Here is a 19,971-nt window from a genome sequence, read left to right as displayed (position 1 = left end):
CAACACTCATGGGATGGCGCCCGCAGCGCCATCCCTCCCCAGAAAGGATATGGTTCGCCGATTATGGACAGACCTAAAGTTCAGGAAGTTCGCCAGTCGGAGGATCGTTTTCTGGCCTCTGACGTGTTTGAGACGGGTGGTCGGGTGCTGCCGCGGGCCAATGGCACGGGGACCTGGGTCGAGCCCGCGCGCGAGATCCCGGTGTATCACAGCTGCGACGTGCTGGTGGTCGGCGGAGGGCCTTCGGGCACGGCGGCGGCATGGGCAGCGGCGCAGGCCGGGGCCGATGTGGTGCTGATGGAGCGCTACAATCATCTGGGCGGCCTTTCCACCGGCGGCCTCGTCATCTGGATCGACCGGATGACCGATTGGACCGGCCGGCAGGTCATCCAGGGCTTTGCCAATGATGTGCTCGGGCGCCTGCCCGCTGCGGGCCTCGCCGGGCCGCCGCGCGCCGACTGGGGCTCGCGCGATCCCAAGAAGGCCAGCTACTGGGGCCAGCGCACTGCGGCGTTCCACGGCACGGTCTGCTGGTCGCCCACGCTCGATCCCGAGCGGTTGAAGCTGATCAGCCAGGAGATGCTGCTGGCAGCCGGCGTGCGGCTGGTGTTCCACAGCTGGGCGGCGGTGCCGATGGTCGCCGACGGCAAGGTCGAGGGCGTGGTGTTCGAATCCAAGGCCGGGCGTCAGGCGCTGCGTGCCAAGGTGGTCGTCGATACCACCGGCGATGGCGACATCTTCGCGCGCGCCGGGGCCGAGTTCGATACCGATATCGAGGAAGGCGACGTCCACCACAGCGCCAACACCGGCTTCATGCTGGGCGGTGTGGACATGGACCGCTGGCTGGCCTTCCGCGCCAATGAGCCCGAGCAATATGCCGAGTTCGCCAAGCTCGGCCGTGAGCGGCTCGGCTTCTTCCAGCCGCCTTATGTCTCCTGGCGCAACGACATCGCGCTGTTCCTCGGCCCGCGCCAATCCGGCCTGTCCGCGCTGGATGTGGATGACCAGACCGAGCTGGAGATCCGCTCGCACCGGTTCATGCAGACGCATTGCGAGTTCTTCCTCGCGCATGCGCCGGGGTTCGAGCAATGCTATATGCTGCAGAGCGGCTCGCAGCTTGGCGTGCGGCACACACGGCGTCTGGCTGGCATGGGCAAGATCCTGCGCAGCCAGTGGGCCGATGGCATTGCGCTGCCCGACGAGGTCGGGGTCAGCCCTTCGGTCAGCCTCAAATATCCGGTCATCTCGGTGCCCTATGGCGCGCTGGTGCCGCGCAAGCTCGACGGCTTGCTGGCAGGCGGCAAGCACATCAGCTGCGATGCCAACTCGCATGGCTTCATGCGCGAGATCCCGCAATGCTGGCTGACCGGACAGGCCGCTGGCGCCGCAGCCGCGCTCAGCGTGAACGCCGGCGTCCAGCCGCGCGCGCTGGATGTGGCCAGCCTGCAGGCAGAGTTGCGCAGGCAGGGCGTGTTCCTGCATGACCAGCCCGGTGAGATGAGCCAGACAGCGCAGGCAGCCAGCCGGCAGGCCTGAGGCGCCCATAGAGACGATGGAGAGGATCAGAGAGATGCGCAGCGGTAACAGGACGAAGCGAATATATGCCGGGTTGCTGGCCAGCCTCCTGATCTCTCCGATCCTCGCCAGTACCTCTCCCGCGACGGCTCAGGCGCCGACATCGCGCTCGACCGAGAGTGTCAAAGTCTCGGCTGTGGTGGCGGAGCGCATCGGCTCAGGCCCCGTCATCTATCCGGACATGCCGGGGCTGGAAGGCGATCTGGGCAACAATATCAACGGCCCCTCGGTGATCCGGGTGCCGAGCTGGATCAAGAATCCGCTCGGCAAATATTATATGTATTTCGGCCATCACCGCGGCGGCTACATCCGCCTGGCTTATGCCGATCGGCCCGAAGGCCCCTGGACCGTCTATAAAGATGGCACATTGCGGCTGGAGCAGACCTCGGCGCTGCACCACATCTCGTCTCCCGATGCCGTCGTGGATGAAGAGAATAAGCGGATCGTGCTCTATTATCATGGCGCGACCGAAATGCCCGGCGGCGACTATGGCGGCCGGCCTTATGCCCAGCGCAGCTTCGTTGCGACCTCGCCCGATGGTCTGAGCTTCACCGCAGCGTCCGGCGCGTTCGGGGCGCCCTATATTCGCGTATTCAGCTACAAGGGCAGCAGCTACGGCCTGGGCATGGCCGACAAGGCGAGCGCCTATCCGGTCTGGCTGCGCAGTGGCCAGTTCTTCCGGTCGGCATCGCTCCTGCCGCCGTTCGAAGCCGGCCCGCGCATTCTCGATGAGATGCGTCATGCCGGGGTGACGCGCATCGGCGACACGCTGCATGTCTTCTACACCAATGTAGGGGACTCGCCGGAACGCATCCTCCATGCCAGCGTCGATCTCCGGCCCGACTGGTCGGAGTGGACGGCTTCTACGCCAACGGAAGTGATGCGCCCGGAAAAGGCCTATGAAGGCGCCAATCTGCCTTTGGTCTCCTCGCGCGGGGGCATGGCGACGGGCGCGGAGCATGCCCTGCGCGATCCCGGCGTTCTCAACGACGATGGCCGCATCTATCTCTATTATGCCGTCTCCGGCGAGAAGGGGATTGCGGTGGCGCGGGTGACTTTCAAATGATGACGCGCGGGCGGCCATTCGTGAGCGCGCCCTGATGGATACGCTGCTCAACATGCGCGCCTTTCTGGCCGTGGTTGAATGCGGCAGCCTCGCTGCTGCCGCGCGCAAGCTCAATATCGCGCCGTCGGTCATGTCCAAGCGGATCGGGAGGCTGGAGGATGAACTGGGCGCGGTGCTGTTCGTCAGGACGCCGCGCAAGGCCGAGCTGACGGCCTTTGGCGAGCGCCAATTGCCGCGCGTTCGCGCGCTGGTGCGCCAGACCGACGATGTCGTCGCCGGCGCGCGCCGATCCCGCCAGGCGCTGGATGGGCACCTGCGGATCAAATGCCCGACCACGGTGGCCAGTAGCTATTTCGGCCGCTTCTTCGCGGATTTCGTGCAGAGCCATGTCGGCGTCAGCATCGACCTCATGCTGGTCGATCGGTCCGTGAACCCCATTGAGGAGGGCTTCGATCTGGCGATCGGCGCCATGGCCGCCTCTTATGCCGGGGTGATGGATGTTCCCCTGTGCGAGCATCCGATGGTGATCTGCGCCGCGCCTTCTTATCTGGCCCGGCGGGGGCACCCCAAGCATCCGCGCGAGCTGGTCGAGCATGATTGCCTCAACTCGCAGTCGATCGGGGGGACCTGGGTCTTCGAAAGCGAGTCAGGCGATCTGGCGGTCGATGTCAGTTCGCGCTTTGCGGTCAACACCGCCATCGTCCTGCGCGATGCCGCTTTGAGGGGCGCGGGGATCGTCATGCTGAGCGAGTTCGTCTCGCGCGAGGCCGTGCGCGCTGGCCGGCTGGTGCAATTGCTGCCGGACTTTCCAGTCAAATCTCTCTGGCTCAAAGCCCTGGTTCCCAATGTCAAAATGAGCCTGCCGCTGGTGCAGGCGCTGATCGAAGATCTCCTCGCCTTCACCCAGCCCGTCGCGCCCTGGGACCGGGCGGACCCGGCCAACTGAACCAGCGCCTGCGGGCGACCCATAGAAGGAACACATCGATGCAGAGCAGGCGTGATATGCTTCAGGCTTCTGTCGGGCTGGCGGGCGTTGCCGTCTGGGCTGGCGGAGCGCCGGCCTCGGCTGCATCCGCTCCGGCACCCACCGGCGCCGCGCCCTTCGCGTCTCCGCTGCAAAAGCAGCTGCGCGAAGACATGGAGACCTACGCATCGTTCGGCAGCAAGATCTCGGGCTCTGCGGGCGATCTTGCCACCGCAGCGTGGATCGGCAAGCGCCTCGCAACGGCGGGCTTCAAGGTCGATGAGGTCAAGTTCCCAATTCCCACATTCGAGCCGGCGGTGACGGAGTTGCGCGCCGGGGACAAGCGGGTCGCGGTGGCCGCGCAGCCGGTCGTCGTCCCCACGCCTGCGAAGGGCATTACCGCACCGGCCGTTCTGGTCCGCGATGCGTTCGAGGCGCAGGGCGTCGCCGGGAAGATCGCCATCGTCGTCCTGCCTTATGCTCGCCACGCGGCGATTTTCTCGGGCGAGGTCAAGCCGATGCTGGATCGGGTCATTCCGAACAAGCCGGCTGCCATCGTCATCGTGACGACCGGGCCGACCGGCAGCATCGTGGCGCTCAACACCCGGCTGAAGCCCATCGCCGACGTGCCCATCGCGCTCATGGCGTCGCGCGATCTGCCGATCATCGCCGAGGCCGTTGCCGCGGGCCGACCCCTGACCCTCATTCTCACCGGGAAAAGCGCGACCGGCCACAGCAGCAATACCATCGCGCGACGCGAGGCAGGCCCCAAGTGGCTGGCTTTCTCCACGCCCCGCTCGGGCTGGGGCGTCAGCGTCGGCGAGCGGGCGCCCGGGACTGCCGCCTTTCTGGAGCTGTGCCGCTGGGCCGCGATCCGCTACCCAGACCATTCGCTCTTCGCCATCAACGCCGGCGGGCATGAGCTCGATTTCGCCGGCACGCATTACTCCCTCTCGGAAGGGCCGCCGGCCGCCCAGACACAGATCTGGACCCATCTGGGCGCCGGGCTCGCCACCCGCGATGCCTATGAGGTGCTGAGCCGCAATCACCAGCTTCTCTCCTGCGCCGACCCCCAGCGCGTTCTGATGTCGTCGCCGGGCTTGATGGCAGAGACCACTGAGGCGTTTCGCGGGCTTGCGGGTTATGAGCGGCCGATTGAAGTCGTCGGCGGCGCCGGTGAGCTGTCCTCCATCATCGACCGGGGCTATGTGAACGCCTTCGCCGGCCTTGGCATCCATCGCTGGTGCCATGTCGAGGACGATACGATCGACAAGGTCGATGCCGCGCTGCTCGAACCGGTTGTGGAAGCCCATCGCGCCGTGGTCGAAGCGGCCGTCGCGCGGGCAGTGAGGGGCTAGGCGGCATCTTGAGCCCCTCCTCGGAAGAGGAGGGGGAGCCAACCCCATGAACCGCCTGCGCTGCGCCTTATTCCGTCGTTGCGCTTTCGGGCATTGCGTTGACGACCTCGACATTATGCTCGGCACAGACTGCGGCGAGTTCCGGACTGTCGAGATAGTCGGTCACCAATATGTCGACGGCACTGATGTGGCCGATGCGGACCGGCGCGCTGCGGGTGAGCTTGCTGCTGTCCGCGACGAGGATGACGGAGCGCGAGTTTTCGACGATGGCGTGCGAGACCTGCACCTCGTTCAGGTCGAAATCCAGCAACGAGCCATCCTCATCGATGGCGGACGCGCCGATGACCGCGAAATCGACCTTGAAGTTCCGGATGAAATCGACGGCGGTAGGGCCGACCGCCGCCCGATCGGCATGACGTACCCGTCCGCCGACGACGATCAGGTCGATTGCGCTATTTCGGCAGAGGATATCGACCACGTTCAGATTGTTGGTGAGAACCATCAGATTGCTGCGGCCGGCGAGCGCCCGCGCGACTTCCTCGGTCGTGGTGCCGATGTTGATGAACAGGGAGGCGCCATCGGGAATGCGGGCCGCAGCCTCCTTGCCGATCGCCTTTTTTTCGGCCACGGACAGGCGGCGGCGGGCCTCATATTCCAGATTCTCGACGCCCGAGCCTAGAATGGCGCCGCCATGAACGCGCGACAGATAACCGCGCTCGCACAGATCGTTGAGATCCTTTCGAATGGTCTGGGGCGTCACATTCATGCGGCCGACGAGATCCTCGACCGTCACCTTGCCATTGCGGCGCGCCAGATCCAGGATCTGGCGGTGGCGGGTGTTGGATGCGCTCGTCATGCCGGCGTTCTGACGCTTCGATCCTTGAGTTGCAAGCGTCCTTGCATCCGGGCGCGCGGCATCATGGGCAGGCTGTAATGGCTGGGCGGCCGGCCCTTCTTGCGATGGAGCAGCGGTGGGAAAGCGCGGCTCAGGAAATGGCGCGTTCGACCGCCTTGCGCCAACCATCGACGGCGGCCGATCGGGTCGTTTCTGGCATCTTCGGCTCGAAGCGCCGTTCGCGGGTCCAGATCCGGTCGAGATCATCCAGACCGCTCCAGACGCCGGTCGCCAACCCGGCCATGAACGCCGCGCCCAGTGCCGTCGTCTCGACAATTGCGGGCCGCTCGACCGGCGCGACCAGGACGTCGGAGAGGAACTGGCAGAGCCAGTCGTTGACAGCCATGCCGCCATCGACCCGCAAGGCGGTTTCGCCTTCGCCGACATCGGCCTTCATGGCGTCGATCAGGTCCATGGTCTGGTAGGCGACCGATTCCAGCGCGGCGCGGGCCAGGTGCGCGTCCGTCGCATCCAGCGTGAGGCCGCAGATCAGCCCCCGCGCGTGCGGATCCCAATATGGCGCGCCCAGGCCGACAAAGGCGGGCACCATGTAGACGCCATGACTGTCCGGCACGCGGGTGGCCATGCCGTCCGTTTCCGAGGCATGGGTGATGATCTTGAGCCCGTCGCGCAGCCATTTGACCGCCGCGCCGGCGACGAAGATCGAGCCTTCCAGCGCATAGGTCGTCGTTCCGGCCAAGCGATAGGCCGGGGTGGTTAGCATGCGCGTCTTCGAGAGCACGGGCTCCGTGCCGATGTTCATGAGCGCGAAGCAGCCTGTGCCATAGGTTGATTTCGCCATGCCGGTGCGGAAGCAGCCCTGACCGAAGAGCGCGGACTGCTGATCGCCGATCATCCCCGCGACCGGGATGGCCTTGCCGAGAATGTCGGCATCGCACTGGCCGAAGATGCAGCTATTGTCCCGAACCTCCGGCAGCATCGCGGCGGGCACGCGGAAGAGGCTGAGCAACTCCTTGTCCCAGGCCTGGTCCATGATGTTGAACAGCAGCGTGCGGCCTGCATTGGTGGGGTCGGTTGCGTGGACCGCGCCGCCCGTCAGCCGCCAGAGCAGGAAGCTGTCGATCGTGCCGAAGGCCAACTCGCCGCGCTCGGCGGCAGCGCGGGCGCCCGCGACATTGTCCAATATCCACGCGGCCTTGGTCGCCGAAAAATAAGGGTCGATCAGCAGCCCGGTCTTCGCGGTGACCATCTCTTCGGCGCCGCTGTCCTTCAGCCGCGCGCATTCGTCTGCGGTCCGTCGGTCCTGCCAGACGATCGCGTTGTGAATGGGCTTGCCGGTCGCCCGATCCCACACCACGACGGTCTCCCGCTGGTTGGTGATGCCGATCGCGGCGACATCCGCGACATCGACGTCGGCCTTGGCCACCACATCCTGCATCATGGCGACGGTGTCGGTCCAGATGTCCTCGGGATCATGCTCTACCCAGCCGAGATTGGGATAATGCTGCTTGAATTCGCGCTGCGTCGTGGCGACCGGATTGGCGGCGGCATCGAACAGGATGCACCGCGTCGAGGTCGTGCCCTGGTCGATCGCGAGAATATAGGGTGGCTGGGCCATGATTGCTCTCCTGTGGTCGCCGGCTGCGCGGCGCGATTGTCAGTTGGCCGCGTCTGCCTCGGCGGGGATCGTCTCCTGCAAGGCGCGCTTGTGGCGTGCGGGCAGGAACGGCCGGATCAGCCAATGATAGACGCTGGCGCCCAGCACGCCGCCGCAGAACGGGCCGGCGATGGGCACCCACCAGTAATTGCCCGGCCCGGGGAAGGCGGATTCGCCCCAGCCCGCCAGATAGCCGAAGATGCGGGGACCAAGATCACGCGCGGGGTTGATCGGCCACCCTTCCAGATATCCCGCGCCGCCGCCGATCATGGCAACCAGCAGGCCGATGATGAGCGCGCTCGAATTGGCCTCGGGCGCCTGCGTGTTATATTCCTCAGTGATCGCGAAGATGCCGAGCAGCAGGAAGCCGGTCAGCACGATCTCGTTGAAGAACGCCCGGATCGGTGTGATGTGCGCGCCCGGCGCGGTGAAGAACACGCCGGCGCCGCCACCGGCCGCCCGCTCCACCCCCTGCGTCGCGTTGAACGCGTCGATCACCGGCGAGAACATCATGTAGACCACGGCGGCACCCAGAAACGCGCCGAGGATTTGCGCCAGCCAGAACGGCACGACCTTGCGCCCGGGGAAGCCGCGATAGATCATGAGCGCGAGGGTGACTGCCGGGTTGGCGTGCGTGCCGGAGACGGCGCCCGTCACATAGATGGCGATGGTGACGGCAAGGCCCCAGGTGATGCACACCCCGAAATAGGCTGTGCTGTAAGGGCTTGGATCATAGAGAAAATACATCGCGGCGGCAGAACAGCCGATGGTGATGATGATGAACACTGCAATGCATTCGGAGATCAGTTCTCCAATAAATGCCTTCCCCGGTGACATTGGCCCCTCCACGTTTATCGATTGTCATTTATCCGACGGCGTTGACGTCCACCCTCGCATGGTTCGCGAGATAGGCTTCCAGCACCGCCACCTCTTCCCTGCGCAGATGCAGCCCAAGTTTCGATCGACGCCAGACAATATCGTCGACCGAGCGTGCCCATTCATGCGCGAGAAGATAATCCACTTCGGCTTGGGTGAGCCCGGCGCCGAAATGCTGCCCGAGATCGTCGGCCGTCTTCACGCCTGCGAGCAGCTTGAAGATGCGTGAGCCATAGCTCTCCGCCAGGCGGCGGATGGTGGTTTCGCCGAGAAAAGCAAACTTTTCCCGCAGGTCGGCAGTGAGGCCATCCAGCCCTCCCGTACCCAGATCGCCGCCGGGCAGCGGAGCGGCGGCTGTCCAGGCCGGTCGCTGGCTCGGAAGGTGCCGGGCGAGCTTGTCCATCACCTCTTCGGCCAGCGCGCGGTGCGTGGTGATCTTGCCGCCAAAAACGCTCATCACCGGCGCCGCGCCCCCGGCATGATCCAGCGAGAGGACGTAGTCGCGACTGATCTCCGACGCGTTGGTCGTCGCGTCGTCATAGAGCGGGCGCACGCCGGCGAAACTCCACATCACATCCTGCGGCGTGATCTGCGTGGCGAACCAGCGGTTGACGGAGTCGCAGAGATAATCCGTTTCCGCCGCATCGATCGTCACGACGTCCGGCGCGCCCTGCCACTCCACATCCGTCGTACCGATCAGCGTGAAGTCGTTTTCATAGGGAATGGCAAAGACGATGCGATTGTCCGGATTCTGCAGGATATAGGCATGGTCGCCCTCGTACAGCTTGCGGGTGACGATGTGGCTGCCCTTGATCAGCCGCAATGTGCCCGCGCCTGTGATGCCCGCCCGCTCGGGCAGAAAATCAGCGGCCCAGGAGCCGGTGGCATTGACGAGCACATGCGCCGTCACGGAGAACGGCGTGCCGTCAGTGCCCTGCAAGGACACGCGCCAGCCATGCTGATCCCTTTGTGCGGCGAGGCATTTTGTGTGGGTGAGGATCGTCGCGCCATGCTCGGCGGCATCCTGCGCGTTGGCGACGACGAGGCGGCTGTCGTCGCCCCAGCAATCGGCATAGACATAGCCGCGGCCAAATCGAGATTGAATGGCGCTGCCATAGCCATCCCCGGCCAGCCTGATCGCCCGGGAGTGGGGCAGGCTGCTGCGCCCGCCCAGCCGATCATAGAGAAACAGGCCGATGCGCATCATCCACATGGGGCGCATGCCGCGATCATGGGGCAAAACGAACTCCAGCGGGCGGATGAGGTGCGGCGCCGCACGCATCAGCCGTTCCCGCTCCGCCAGGGCCTTGGCGACCAGCCGGAACTCATATTGCTCGAGATAGCGCAGCCCGCCGTGAATGAGCTTGGTGCTGGCCGAGGAGGTGTGCGCGGCGAGATCGTCCTGCTCGACGAGCATGACACGCGCGCTACGGCCCGCCGCATCGCGCGCAATCGCAGCGCCGTTTATGCCTCCCCCAACGACCAGAACATCATACTCAATAGCCATGAAGCGACTTTCGCAGCACTAACTAACGAAAGTCAAATGCTTTCGTATCTTTCGTTATTTTGAGATGGATAGATGGTCGGGCGCCGGCGCGAGCGAATTTCGCTCGCAAGACTATATTGGCTAGCGAGTTTCCCGTTAGCTTAGCCGGACGACGGGGTCGGCGCGAGATACGGGACCTATCAGCGCACGGAAAAGCGAAATTTCAAACGAACCCCGTCGGATGTACCCGCGCGGCGTCGGCAGGCTATCAATATCACTGGACCGAAGCACGCCGTGATGGCTATCGGCTGGGCCATGAGTGTCATCGCAACCATCATGAATTCGGCCACCGGCCAGCCCGTTCAGAAAATGACCTTCGGTCGCATGCCCAAGCCCTGGGCCAGCTTTAATCTGGAAAGCGGCGAGCTGGTGACGATCGATCGCGTCCAGGTCGGCAAACCAGCGCCCGGCAAGTTCGTCGCCCCCGTCGAGGTCTGGGTGACGCCGAAAAGCTGATGTCGTCGGGCCCGGAGCGGATGAGCGACATTCTGATCGTCGGCGGCTCGCTCGCTGGCCTCATGACCGGCCTCGCCTTGTCGCGGCATGGCTTCTCGATCACGCTGCTGGAGCGCTCGACCGATACGGACCGGACCGGGGCCGCGCTGCAGGTCGGCTATGGCTTGCTCGAGCAGTTGACCGGGCGTCCTCACGCTACGGGCGCGCTCGCGACGGGCGTTCAGGCATGGCAATCGGTCTATCGCGGTCTGCGCGCAGCGGCGGACGAGGCCGGCATTGTGGTCCTGCAGAACGCCCGCGTCGAAGCGACGGGAGAGGCGGAGGATCGGGCCTGGGCAAGGACCGCCGATGGTCGGCGGTTCGACGGCAAGGTGCTGGTCGGCGCGGACGGCTATCAGAGCGTTGTGCGGCGGCAGGTCAGTCCGGAGCGTCCGGATGCCGTCTTCGCGGAGTATCTGGCCTGGGTCGGCTTTGCCGAAGAGTCGGCGCTGTCTGTCCGCTATCCGCCCAATCTGGAGTTTCTCGAGTCCGGGCCCTATGTGCTTCTCGGCTTTCCGCTGACCGCCGCCGATGGCAGTCCGGAGCGCGGCCGCCGCCGGGTCGGCTGGGGCTGGTACGACGCCGGACATAACGCAATCCTCCGCAGCACAGGCGCCGTCGAGGGCTCGCTGGTGCGGCATTCGCTGCGCCCGAGCGGCATGCCGGATGCGCTGTTCGACGAGTTGGCCGCCTTGGCGCGCCGGCACTGGCCATCGCCCTGGCGCGACGCGATCCTCGAATGCATCGCCCGTAAAGCGGTGCTCGGCACACCGGTCGTGGAATATTGTCCCGACCGCCTCGTCGCCGGCCGGATGTGTCTGGTTGGCGACGCCGCCCATGTCTGCACGCCGATGACGGGCAATGGCTTCGCAACCGCCGCGCAAGATGCTCTCGCCCTCGCGCGCTGGCTCGACCCGGCGGCCCTGCAGGCCGACCCGAATGCCGCCCTCACGCGATATGAAGTGTCCCGGCTACCCGAGGTGCGCAGACTAGCCCGGTCTGGCCAGCAGATCAGCCAGAACTTCGTTCGCTCTGCCGGTTGAGGCGGTTGGTCTCCGGCATTGCGCCGACATCCTGAGGCCGCACCCCACCCCGCAAACGCTCAAACGAGGACCGACGCTTGGCCGCGTCGCGCGCTCCACGCCCTGACAAGCGAAGCGGGGGGAGCGGCGGCGTTTTTCGCGAGACGGGCCTTGGCATTTAGCCCGGATGTGCAAGTCATCAGGATCCTAGCGACGGCAACGAAATACATCCTCATGGAATTCGGTTTGGCGCGAGCTAACCGCATCGTCGGTTCGCTTCAGTCCGCGAAGTTCTTGGCGTGTTGCTTAGGCTCTGATGATTCAAACCCCGCGTTTATTTCATTGAAAACAAACGCGCTCCTAATCGAGCTACTCGATCTGCGGTTCAACATGGGAGTAGTCGCACAATTCTCCCTCTGGTCGTTCACCAGATAGGCGTTGACTGTGTAGCGTATAATAGTTAAATCAAAATTTACCTAATAGCGCCCGAGATTCTCGGTCGAAACGGCAAACCATCGGCGACGATGGGACGCAAAGCCTCCGGTCCCTCACAGGGATAGCGGGGTTACCGAAACGGAGAACTATTGTGGACCTGTCGTCCTCGCGCATTCCAGATCCTTTCCGCCCTCGTCGGGCAAGGGGCCGTCTTTGGCGACGGTCAGCGAGCGCCCGTACCGATCATCACGTGATCCAGTTGCTTGCGACTGGCTCGCCAGATGCACCCGCTTGCAATCCAAAGCTCCGCGAAACGCAGTCGCCCGAGGGCCTCCAAGGCGCGCGGGGTCTAATATTTTCCGATTAAATTCATGTGCATATCAAGAAAGAGAAAGACATCCTCATGTTCGTGAACTTGAAGTCTATCGCGACAATTGCGCTTCTGGGTTTCATCCCGGCGGCAAGCTACGCTCAGTCCTCAGCATCTGTGTCGACCACGGGTACAGCCCGGATTGTTCAGCCGATTTCGATCGCAAAAACCAGCGACCTTGCGTTCGGCACGATCGTGAAACCCTCGGTAGCAGGGACCAACACGGTCACTGTCGATGCCTCGACGGGCAACCGCAGCCTGTCTGGTTCCGGCGACGCCGTTGCCGCTGGCGGCACGACGTCGCGCGCAGCCTATACTGTCTCAGGTGAAGGGGGGCAGACCTTCTCGATTTCGGTGCCCGCCAGCTTCTCCATGACCGGTACGCCCGGCGGCACGATCACAGTGACGCTAACGCCGAGCGCCGCAACAGGCACATTGTCCAGTTCCATCGGCACAGCTGGCACAGCGACCTTCGGCGTCGGCGGTAGCTTCTCCCTGCCCAATACGCAGGCCTCTGGCAATTACTCGGGCAGCTTCACGGCGACCGTCGCCTACAACTGACCTGTGACAGGAGCGTCTCGTGACGGTCTCATCATCCATCCGGATGGGAGTGCGCCTGTTGCGGGCGACCGCTCCTGCGCTGGGAGCGCTGTGCCTTTGCGCGGCGCTTCCAGCCTCACAGGTGAACGCGGCTGAAGCGACCGCGAAAGGCCAGGTTTCGATCGTGGAGCCGGCTTCGATCAGGCAATCGGCGAAGGACATTGTCCTGCAGCCGGTGCTGGTTCTTCAGTCGAGCCTCCGGGTCATGATCTTGTCGCCAGGGCCGCAGTCAAACGAGAGCGACCAAAACGCCGGGCTTTCCATGGCCGCTCCTATTCAAATCGCCGGGGGCAGCAACCAGACGTTTTCGCTCCTGGTCTCACAAGCATTCGTCCAGCCAGGCGCAACGGGTTCGCTCAGGGTACCGATTGCGACGCTGAGCGATGATAATTTCCCGTCCTTTGAAGCCGGTCCCTCGGGGTTCGAGGATGTCCTTATGGGCCGGCTGAGCGGCGATGGCCTTCTGTCTGTTCCTCCATTTCTTTTGAAAGCGCTGCGCGACAGCTACGGGCCCGACGGCGGACCTTTGCTGGTCCTGGCGCAATATGAATGAGCGAGAGACGCCGGTGATGGCTCCCCCAGGCGTCGTGAAGCGTCTCACGCGATCTGCGAACCAACGCAAGAGCATCGCTGTCGCTATCGCGTTGGTCGCTGGCGCCTTCCCATCCGCTTTTTGCACTTCCTCTTCTGCCCAGCCTGCGACGACAGAGCAGGCCGGCGGAAGCGCCAGCCTTAACATCAATCCAAAGCGGATCACCTTTGATCGGCTGGGGCGGACGGCGAGCATATTCCTCTTCAACCAGGGCACCGCCGCCGGGGTATATGACATCAGCTTTGTCGACCGGGTCATGTTGCCCACCGGCCAGATCCGCCCGACGGATGAAGCAGACGGCGCGCCGGAGGTGAGAGACCTCAGTGCCAAGCTTCAATCCGCGCGTTCCATGATGCTGGTGACGCCCAGGCGCGTGCTGCTCAAGCCGGGGACGGGGCAGACAATCCGTCTTCGTGCAGGTGGCACCGGCGACTGGCCCGCCGGCGAATATCGCACGCATCTGACGGTGACGGCGGTGCCGCCACCTGACACGGGCCTAACCGCCGATCAGGCTGCGAATGCTGAGCCCGGTGCTGTTTCGTTCCGCATCGCATCTGTTCTTGGGATTTCCATCCCTGTGATCGTGCGCATCGGCACGCCCCAGGTTGAGGCCGCGATCGAAAACACACGGTTCACGATGGAGAGCCCTGGGCCGGGGTCTGAGCTGAACAGCCCTACGCCGGTCGTCACTTTTGATCTTGTGAGGCGTGGGCCGAACTCCCTTTTCGGCGATATCGAAATCCGGAAGGCGAAGGCGCGCCGTGAGGACGAACCCTTAGGTGTCGTGCGCGGGATCGGTGTCTATCCTGAGATAGAGCGGCGACAGGTGAAGATCGCTCTGCGCTCTCATCCGCAGCGAGGCGAACAAATCAGCGTCGTGTTCACCGACCAAGACACAGCTCCGGGGAAGATACTTGCGCAGAGCCAGATCTCCTTGCCGTAGCCTGTGGATTGGACTGATGCTCATGATCGCCACTGCTCAGCCTAATCCTCTTTGGGCGGACAGCGGCGAACTGGCCGCTGACGATAATCAACTTTTGCTGCTTGAGGTTGTCCTTGACCGGGCATCTTTATCGGATGCGCTTCCCGCACTTCAGGTGGGCGACGATATCGTTCTCATCCCCGTCGGTGCGCTGACGCGCCTTCTCGATCTGGATGTTCAGGTTTCACCGGCAGATGGGAGATTGACGGGGCAGGTGGGCCAGGCTCGCCAGTCCATCTTCCTTGATATTGCGTTGGGTGAGGCGCGGGCGGGCACGGCGCGCATCATTCTGAAGCCGGGTGACGCGCTGCAAGACAGCGGCGACATCTACCTGACCGTTTCCCTGATGGAACGGCTGCTCCCGGTTCGAATGACATTGGATGTGTCGGAATTGACGCTCAATCTCGAGGCTCGAGAAAAGCTGCCCGTTCAGATGCGGGCTGAGCGGATGGCGCAGGGAAATAACATCGCACATTCTGGGCCCGTCCTGGAGCCAGTTCTTTCGGTGGCGGCGCCAGCTGGCATGCTGTCTTTTCCCGCCTTCGATGTAACCACGGATGTGGGTTCCGATACGCGGGGGCAACCCTTTCAAAGGCGGTTCGACGTGCGGGCTTCGGCCGCATTCTTGAACGCCGGATTTCAAGGTTATCTCGCGTCCGACGATCGTGGGAAGCCAGCTCTGGCGCGGTCGCTTCTTGAGCGGCGTGAGCCGAAGGGTGGCTTGCTGGGCCCCCTGCAGGCGACCAGTGCTTCCTTGGGCGATACATTCCTGCCGGCCCTCGCACTGGGCCCCAGAAGTGTTGCCGCGCGTGGCTTTGCGTTTTCAACCCGGCCTTTGGAGCAGGCGAGCATCTTCGAACGTGTCGATATTCGCGGCGAACTCCCGCGTGGGCATGACGTCCAGATTTATGTGAACGACATCCTGAGCGGTGCGCAGTCGACGGCGGTCGAAGGACGCTACGAATTTGACGATGTCCCGCTGGTTCGTGGCCTCAATGTCATCCGCATTGTGGATTATGGCCCCAATGGCAGCCGGACCGAGACCACCCGGGTCATTTCCGTCGGCAGCGGACAGGCCGCTCCCGGAGAAATGATCATCGACTTCGGCATTGGCGAGCAGGGCAAGACCCTCATTGGCTTCGACGGCTCGCAGGAGCCATCCGTGGGCGCTGGGCGGCTCGTCGGTACGCTGAATGTGCTGTACGGCTTTTCCGAGCGCTGGACAGGCGCGGTCGGTCTCGCGCGCTACTCGCCCACGCAGGATGCCGCGCGCTTCCTCCTCTCGGCCGGCGTGCGAGGTTCGGTATTCGGCTTGGCTGTTCAGGGCGATGCAGCGCGAGACAGTCTGAGCGGATATGCTGCTGCTGTGGGCATCGCTGGCAAGCCGTTCGGGATCGCATCGACGATACGACGCGCCGAATTCCGAAATGGCTTTGTCGATGACGCCGCCCCCCATGGTGGTGACGGGCGCGCTCTGCGATCTGGAACCGAAGCAACTTTCGACTTTGGCTTGAAGGCCGGAAACCGCTCGATCATTCCGGTGGCCTTGCGGATCGGTCAAGACGCCTATGTGGACGGACAGAGCGCCGTCTATGGGACATTGAGCATGTCGCTTCCGATTGCCCGTGCGCTGGTCTCTGCCAGCTGGGATTATAACCGCGTGACCGGACCAGGGGCTCAGAACCGATTGACCGGGAATATCTCGGCTTCTTTCAATCCGGGCTATGACTGGCAAGTTCGGGGCGGCTTTGACTATGATGTGCAGCCCTCTCCTCAGGCCCGATCCTTCAACCTGGCAGTCGACCGAAGCGTGGGAGAAGGCTCCTCCCTGCGGCTCGCGGCCGGACAATCATTTGTAACGACCTGGGATACGACGGCGGAAGCGGGATTGAGTGTCCGCTTGCCGATAGCCGATCTTACCTTCAGCGCGGATTATTCCAGACCCCGAGGGGACTGGAGCGTCGGCATCCAGCTAAGCTTCAGTCTGGCACCCAATCCATTGAGCAGGCGCTATGCTGTGCGGCGCTCCGGGGCGGCATCGGGTGGGAATCTGGCGTTCGAAAGTTTCTTCGATTCCGATGGCAACGGTCGACGAGATCCGGGCGAATTGCCTGTATCCGGGCTCAAGCTGAAAGGCGGGACCAGGGAGGAAGTCACCGACGCGAACGGCCGAGCGCTGGTGACCGGCCTGGGATATGGCCCCTCCGCCCGAGTCACGATAGGGCTGGATGATGTGGATTTGCCATATGTCGCCGTCCCTCCCCAAATTGTGGAATTTGCGCCCGTCCGGGGCAAGGTGGCGGTGCTGGCTTATCCGTTCAAGCCGGTAGGGGAAGCGCTTGTCCACATCGTCTTGCGGCAACCGACTGGCAAGCTCGTGGGCCTGTCGTCCGTGCGCGCTGCGCTTGTGGGTGAGGATGGCACGCGGAAGGAGGCGGTTTCCGAGTTCGACGGCAGCATTTATTTCGAGAGCCTGCCTCCTGGCACCTATGATCTGCAACTCGATCGCGAGCAGGCCGGGCGGCTGGGCATGGCCATGGCCGCGCCGGTCTCCGTCACCATTCCGGAAGCGGGAGGCATGGCTCCGGACGCGAGCGCAACCGTCATTTTCGAAGGGACAAGGCATTGAGACATGCGACCGCATCTGGGGCGGCGCGCAGCGCTTGGTCCACCAGACAGCCGGCGCCGGTGCGGCGGCTGCGCACACTGGCAGCGACTTGTGCGGCAATGCTCTGGATGGCGCTTCCACAAGGGCCGGCGTTGGCCCAGTCTTTCACAGTCAACACTATCACAACGAACACGCCGAACTTCGGCAATGTGGCGGCGGCGGCGAGCGGCAACACCGACTTCGCCATTACGACGAGCGGCGCGGTCTCCTCGGCGGCGGGCAGCGGGGGAAATATCGCCTCGGGCACCAAGTCGGCCGCCACCGTCACCATCCGGTGCTCGGGCGGCAGCGCGTGCACGAGCGCGACCGCGATCGTCCGCCTCTTTTCGCTGACGACGATCAGTGGCCGGGCTCAGAAAGTGAAGAACTTCACCGTGGCTTCCGGCACTGGAACGGTGGGCGCTGTCACCACGAATCCCGATGGCTCGATCACCTTTCCCCTGACCGGCTTTTCCTCAACGAGCAGCCGAACCTTCCTCGTTGGAATGACCCTGCCGATTCTTGGCGATAATGCCTCTACCAGTACGAGCGCGTCAGCCTCATGGGGCGTGGGCGTCGCGAAATCGCCGACAATCCCCTCCGCATCCTCGCTTTCCCGAAACGCAATCGCGACCATTCGCAAGTCGCTGACCCTCACCAAGAGCAGCGATCTGGCGTTCGGCGCGATCCGGCCGCCTGCGAGCGGCAGCGGCACTGTCTCGATCAGCAACGTGAATGGCGCCCGGTCCATCGGAACGGGAAGCCCCGTCCTGCTTCCCGGCCTCACCAGCGGTCGCGCGCAGTTTTCCATTGGCGGACAGGCAAGCACGGCGATCACGGTCACGACGCCGGGCAGCCTGACGATGAGCGGGAGCGGCGGGGGCACGCTCAGCGTTGCACTTTCTCCATCCGCGAGCGGCGCACAGACACTGAATACGTCGGGCTCCCTCACGTTGGGCGTAGGGGGTACTCTCACGGTGCCGAGTAGCACAGCCTCGGGAGATTACGCCGGCAGCTTTGCCGTTACGGTGAGCTATAATTGACGAGCGTCCTGTTGCGCCTCGGAAGCTGCCGCAGGGCTCGCTTGAACCAGCATCGATGTATCTATTCGCAGCAATAGTAGCGCCCTATGGCCGACTTTGCCTGCGCGATGTCTCGCTCAGACGCCGGTGACCGGGCGAAGGCGTCTCGCGCTTCCTCGACGAGGCGCGCTTCTAGTGCGCGCAGATCGATCCCGGTGCATTGCCCTCCCTGAACGATGGGGCGACCGCCGATGAGCAGACATTCGACATGCTCGGCTCTGGCCCGTCCAAGCACAAGGCGAACAGGATCGGGATCAGGCATGATGCAATCGGCTGCCAGAACGCCGAAGCGAAGGATCAAAAGATCCGCATCCTGGCCTGCTGCGACCGCATGGGCAGGCGTCGAAGCAGCGCCGAGGATAGACTGCAATCACGATCGCTATGACGAGGTCGTCGGAAAGCATTCCGGCGCGCCAATGATGTTTCGGATGCGACTGTTGAAGCCGGAAGGCTAGTTCGGCCGCGTCGTCGAAACTTGCTGTTCGTTTGTGCGACGCGGGCGGTGGTGAATGACGGGACTTGGGGCGAAGCCATCGCTTGCAATTGCGGGTTGGGCTGAAACGGTCGGTCGTTATACGGCGGTGATCGGTCTGGCGAGAGAGCGTGGTCCGACGCGTCCGTGGAGCCCGCTGTCAGGGGCTGTCCTCCGGCAGCTGGCGCATCACACGGTCGGCACAGTTCCGCCGTCGATGACATATTCGGTGCCGGTAATGGCTCCGGCACGATCGGAGGCGAGAAACGCTATGAGGTTGGCGATTTCTTCTGGCTTTGTCGGCCGGCCGATCGGGATCCCGCCCAGCGCGTCCATGATCATCTTCTTGCCCCGCTCCACGTCGCCGCCATGATCGGCCGCTAGCCGGCTGGCGAGTTCGATCGATGCTTCCGTCTCGATCCAGCCGGGAGAAACACGCATCACCCGCACACCTTTGGGCGATATCTCTTTCGAGAGCGCCTTGCTGTACGTCGATAGCGCCGCTTTGGCGGCGGCGTAGGCGGTTGTCGAGTCCGGCAGGGGCATTTCGCGCTGGATCGAGGTCACGTGGATCACGACGCCGCTTCCGCGAGAGACCATGTCCGGCACCAGCTCCCGATCGAGCCGGATCGCCGGCATGAGGTTGATGTCGAGCTCCTTCTGCCATTGCTCTTCGCCAAGGCCTGCGAAGCCGCCTGCAGGAGACGATGAGCCGCCCAGCATGTGGACGATGATGTCCACGCCAGCCACGCGCTCTCGAACCGCTGCCGCGACTTGCGCGCATCCTGCCAAAGTGGTCAGATCGGCGGCGACGAATTCTTCATCCGCGATGCCACTTGGCTTGGTCCGCGCCGTGGTCAGGATCTGGGCCCCCAGGTCACGAAAGAGACGGACCGTTGCCGCTCCGGCACCCCGGGTCCCGGAGGTGATCAGGGCCCGCTTGCCCTGGAGCGTGAGAAACGGGCTCACAGGACGATCTCCAAAGCCGCGATCTTCTCGCCGTCCAGGACGAAGATATAACGCAGGTCCACCGGGCTTCCCGGGAAGTTGCCTTCCAGATGACTGGTCACCACCAGCCGGTCGCCGTCTGCCGTGATCGATAATGGCTCGACGGTGTAGCTGTATTTTGTAGAGGAAGAGGCCTTCCAAGCCTGAATCGCTTCGCGTCCGCTATAGGTTTCCCCTTCGTCTGTCACGATAGCTGCTTCTGTGAAGCGCTGCGCCACGCGCTCGGCACTTTTGGTTTCATCGGCCGTAAAATAGCTGGCGATGGCGTCGGGCAAGTCGATCGTCATAGGTCCTCCATTCCTGCCGCAAGCTGGGATGACCGGGTGGTCATCTATTTGTGTGCGGAGAACACCAATTTAGCGTTGGAC

17 protein-coding genes and 1 riboswitch are annotated in these 19,971 nt (G+C 63.8%); of the genes, 11 read left to right on the top strand and 6 right to left on the bottom strand.

Going from position 1 to position 19,971, the window contains the following annotated elements:
* The first annotated feature begins 63 nt into the window (after window positions 1–63).
* From M2343_RS11895 to M2343_RS11880, 4 genes are read left to right on the top strand one after another with little or no spacing between them, the layout of a single operon-like run.
* Complete coding sequence (locus M2343_RS11895; RefSeq protein ID WP_264576829.1) at window positions 64–1,536, top strand: FAD-dependent oxidoreductase; 1,473 nt, start codon at window positions 64–66, stop codon at window positions 1,534–1,536.
* Window positions 1,537–1,570: 34 nt separating this feature from the next.
* On the top strand, window positions 1,571–2,641 hold the full coding sequence (locus tag M2343_RS11890) for a hypothetical protein (protein ID WP_264603894.1): 1,071 nt from the start codon (window positions 1,571–1,573) through the stop codon (window positions 2,639–2,641).
* A 34-nt stretch (window positions 2,642–2,675) separates the two neighbouring features.
* The gene (locus M2343_RS11885; RefSeq protein ID WP_264571458.1) at window positions 2,676–3,587 is read left to right on the top strand and encodes a LysR family transcriptional regulator; all 912 of its coding nucleotides are present in this window, start codon (window positions 2,676–2,678) and stop codon (window positions 3,585–3,587) included.
* A gap of 56 nt (window positions 3,588–3,643) precedes the next feature.
* On the top strand, window positions 3,644–4,963 hold the full coding sequence (locus M2343_RS11880; protein WP_264576827.1) for a hypothetical protein: 1,320 nt from the start codon (window positions 3,644–3,646) through the stop codon (window positions 4,961–4,963).
* Between the two features lie 67 nt (window positions 4,964–5,030).
* Here the strand turns inward: M2343_RS11880 and M2343_RS11875 are convergent, their stop codons facing one another.
* The 4 genes from M2343_RS11875 to glpD all read right to left on the bottom strand — a co-directional run bounded on the left by M2343_RS11875 (window position 5,031) and on the right by glpD (window position 9,859).
* Window positions 5,031–5,819, bottom strand: coding sequence for a DeoR/GlpR family DNA-binding transcription regulator (locus M2343_RS11875; protein ID WP_181560822.1), 789 nt, complete (start codon window positions 5,817–5,819; stop codon window positions 5,031–5,033).
* Between the two features lie 130 nt (window positions 5,820–5,949).
* On the bottom strand, window positions 5,950–7,437 hold the full coding sequence (gene glpK / locus M2343_RS11870; RefSeq protein WP_264576826.1) for a glycerol kinase GlpK: 1,488 nt from the start codon (window positions 7,435–7,437) through the stop codon (window positions 5,950–5,952).
* A 39-nt stretch (window positions 7,438–7,476) separates the two neighbouring features.
* A complete protein-coding gene (locus tag M2343_RS11865; protein ID WP_264576825.1) occupies window positions 7,477–8,313 on the bottom strand; it encodes an MIP/aquaporin family protein in 837 nt (278 codons plus the stop codon).
* Window positions 8,314–8,341: 28 nt separating this feature from the next.
* Entirely contained in the window at window positions 8,342–9,859 is a 1,518-nt protein-coding gene (glpD, locus tag M2343_RS11860; protein WP_264576824.1) for a glycerol-3-phosphate dehydrogenase, read from the bottom strand.
* A 294-nt stretch (window positions 9,860–10,153) separates the two neighbouring features.
* Here glpD and M2343_RS11855 point away from each other — a divergent pair, with 294 nt between their 5' ends.
* The 7 genes from M2343_RS11855 (at window position 10,154) to M2343_RS11825 (ending at window position 18,084) form a co-directional block, all read left to right on the top strand.
* Complete coding sequence (locus M2343_RS11855; RefSeq protein WP_181561543.1) at window positions 10,154–10,354, top strand: hypothetical protein; 201 nt, start codon at window positions 10,154–10,156, stop codon at window positions 10,352–10,354.
* Between the two features lie 20 nt (window positions 10,355–10,374).
* The gene (locus tag M2343_RS11850) at window positions 10,375–11,436 is read left to right on the top strand and encodes an FAD-dependent monooxygenase (RefSeq protein ID WP_264576823.1); all 1,062 of its coding nucleotides are present in this window, start codon (window positions 10,375–10,377) and stop codon (window positions 11,434–11,436) included.
* A 475-nt stretch (window positions 11,437–11,911) separates the two neighbouring features.
* A riboswitch (cyclic di-GMP riboswitch) is annotated at window positions 11,912–11,988 on the top strand.
* A 235-nt stretch (window positions 11,989–12,223) separates the two neighbouring features.
* Window positions 12,224–12,781 (top strand): DUF4402 domain-containing protein, encoded by a 558-nt coding sequence (locus M2343_RS11845; RefSeq protein ID WP_264576822.1) that lies wholly within the window; start codon window positions 12,224–12,226, stop codon window positions 12,779–12,781.
* 19 nt (window positions 12,782–12,800) lie between these two features.
* Window positions 12,801–13,373: a hypothetical protein gene (locus M2343_RS11840; protein WP_264576821.1), complete on the top strand. Its 573-nt coding sequence runs from the start codon at window positions 12,801–12,803 to the stop codon at window positions 13,371–13,373.
* Window positions 13,366–14,355, top strand: coding sequence for a hypothetical protein (locus M2343_RS11835; protein WP_264603893.1), 990 nt, complete (start codon window positions 13,366–13,368; stop codon window positions 14,353–14,355). Before M2343_RS11840 ends, M2343_RS11835 begins: the two co-directional genes overlap by 8 nt.
* Window positions 14,356–14,371: 16 nt before the next feature.
* On the top strand, window positions 14,372–17,023 hold the full coding sequence (locus M2343_RS11830) for a hypothetical protein (protein WP_264576819.1): 2,652 nt from the start codon (window positions 14,372–14,374) through the stop codon (window positions 17,021–17,023).
* 131 nt (window positions 17,024–17,154) lie between these two features.
* Entirely contained in the window at window positions 17,155–18,084 is a 930-nt protein-coding gene (locus M2343_RS11825; protein WP_264576818.1) for a DUF4402 domain-containing protein, read from the top strand.
* A 700-nt stretch (window positions 18,085–18,784) separates the two neighbouring features.
* Here the strand turns inward: M2343_RS11825 and M2343_RS11820 are convergent.
* Together M2343_RS11820 and M2343_RS11815 are read right to left on the bottom strand one after the other, a co-directional pair.
* On the bottom strand, window positions 18,785–19,564 hold the full coding sequence (locus M2343_RS11820; RefSeq protein WP_264576817.1) for an SDR family oxidoreductase: 780 nt from the start codon (window positions 19,562–19,564) through the stop codon (window positions 18,785–18,787).
* On the bottom strand, window positions 19,561–19,890 hold the full coding sequence (locus M2343_RS11815) for a nuclear transport factor 2 family protein (RefSeq protein ID WP_264576816.1): 330 nt from the start codon (window positions 19,888–19,890) through the stop codon (window positions 19,561–19,563). Before M2343_RS11815 ends, M2343_RS11820 begins: the two co-directional genes overlap by 4 nt.
* Window positions 19,891–19,971: the final 81 nt, after the last annotated feature.

The organism is Sphingobium sp. B8D3B (assembly GCF_025961875.1).
Taxonomy (GTDB): Bacteria; Pseudomonadota; Alphaproteobacteria; order Sphingomonadales; family Sphingomonadaceae; genus Sphingobium.
Note: the sequence above shows the minus strand (reverse complement) of the source record. Positions and strands in the feature narration are given on the sequence as shown.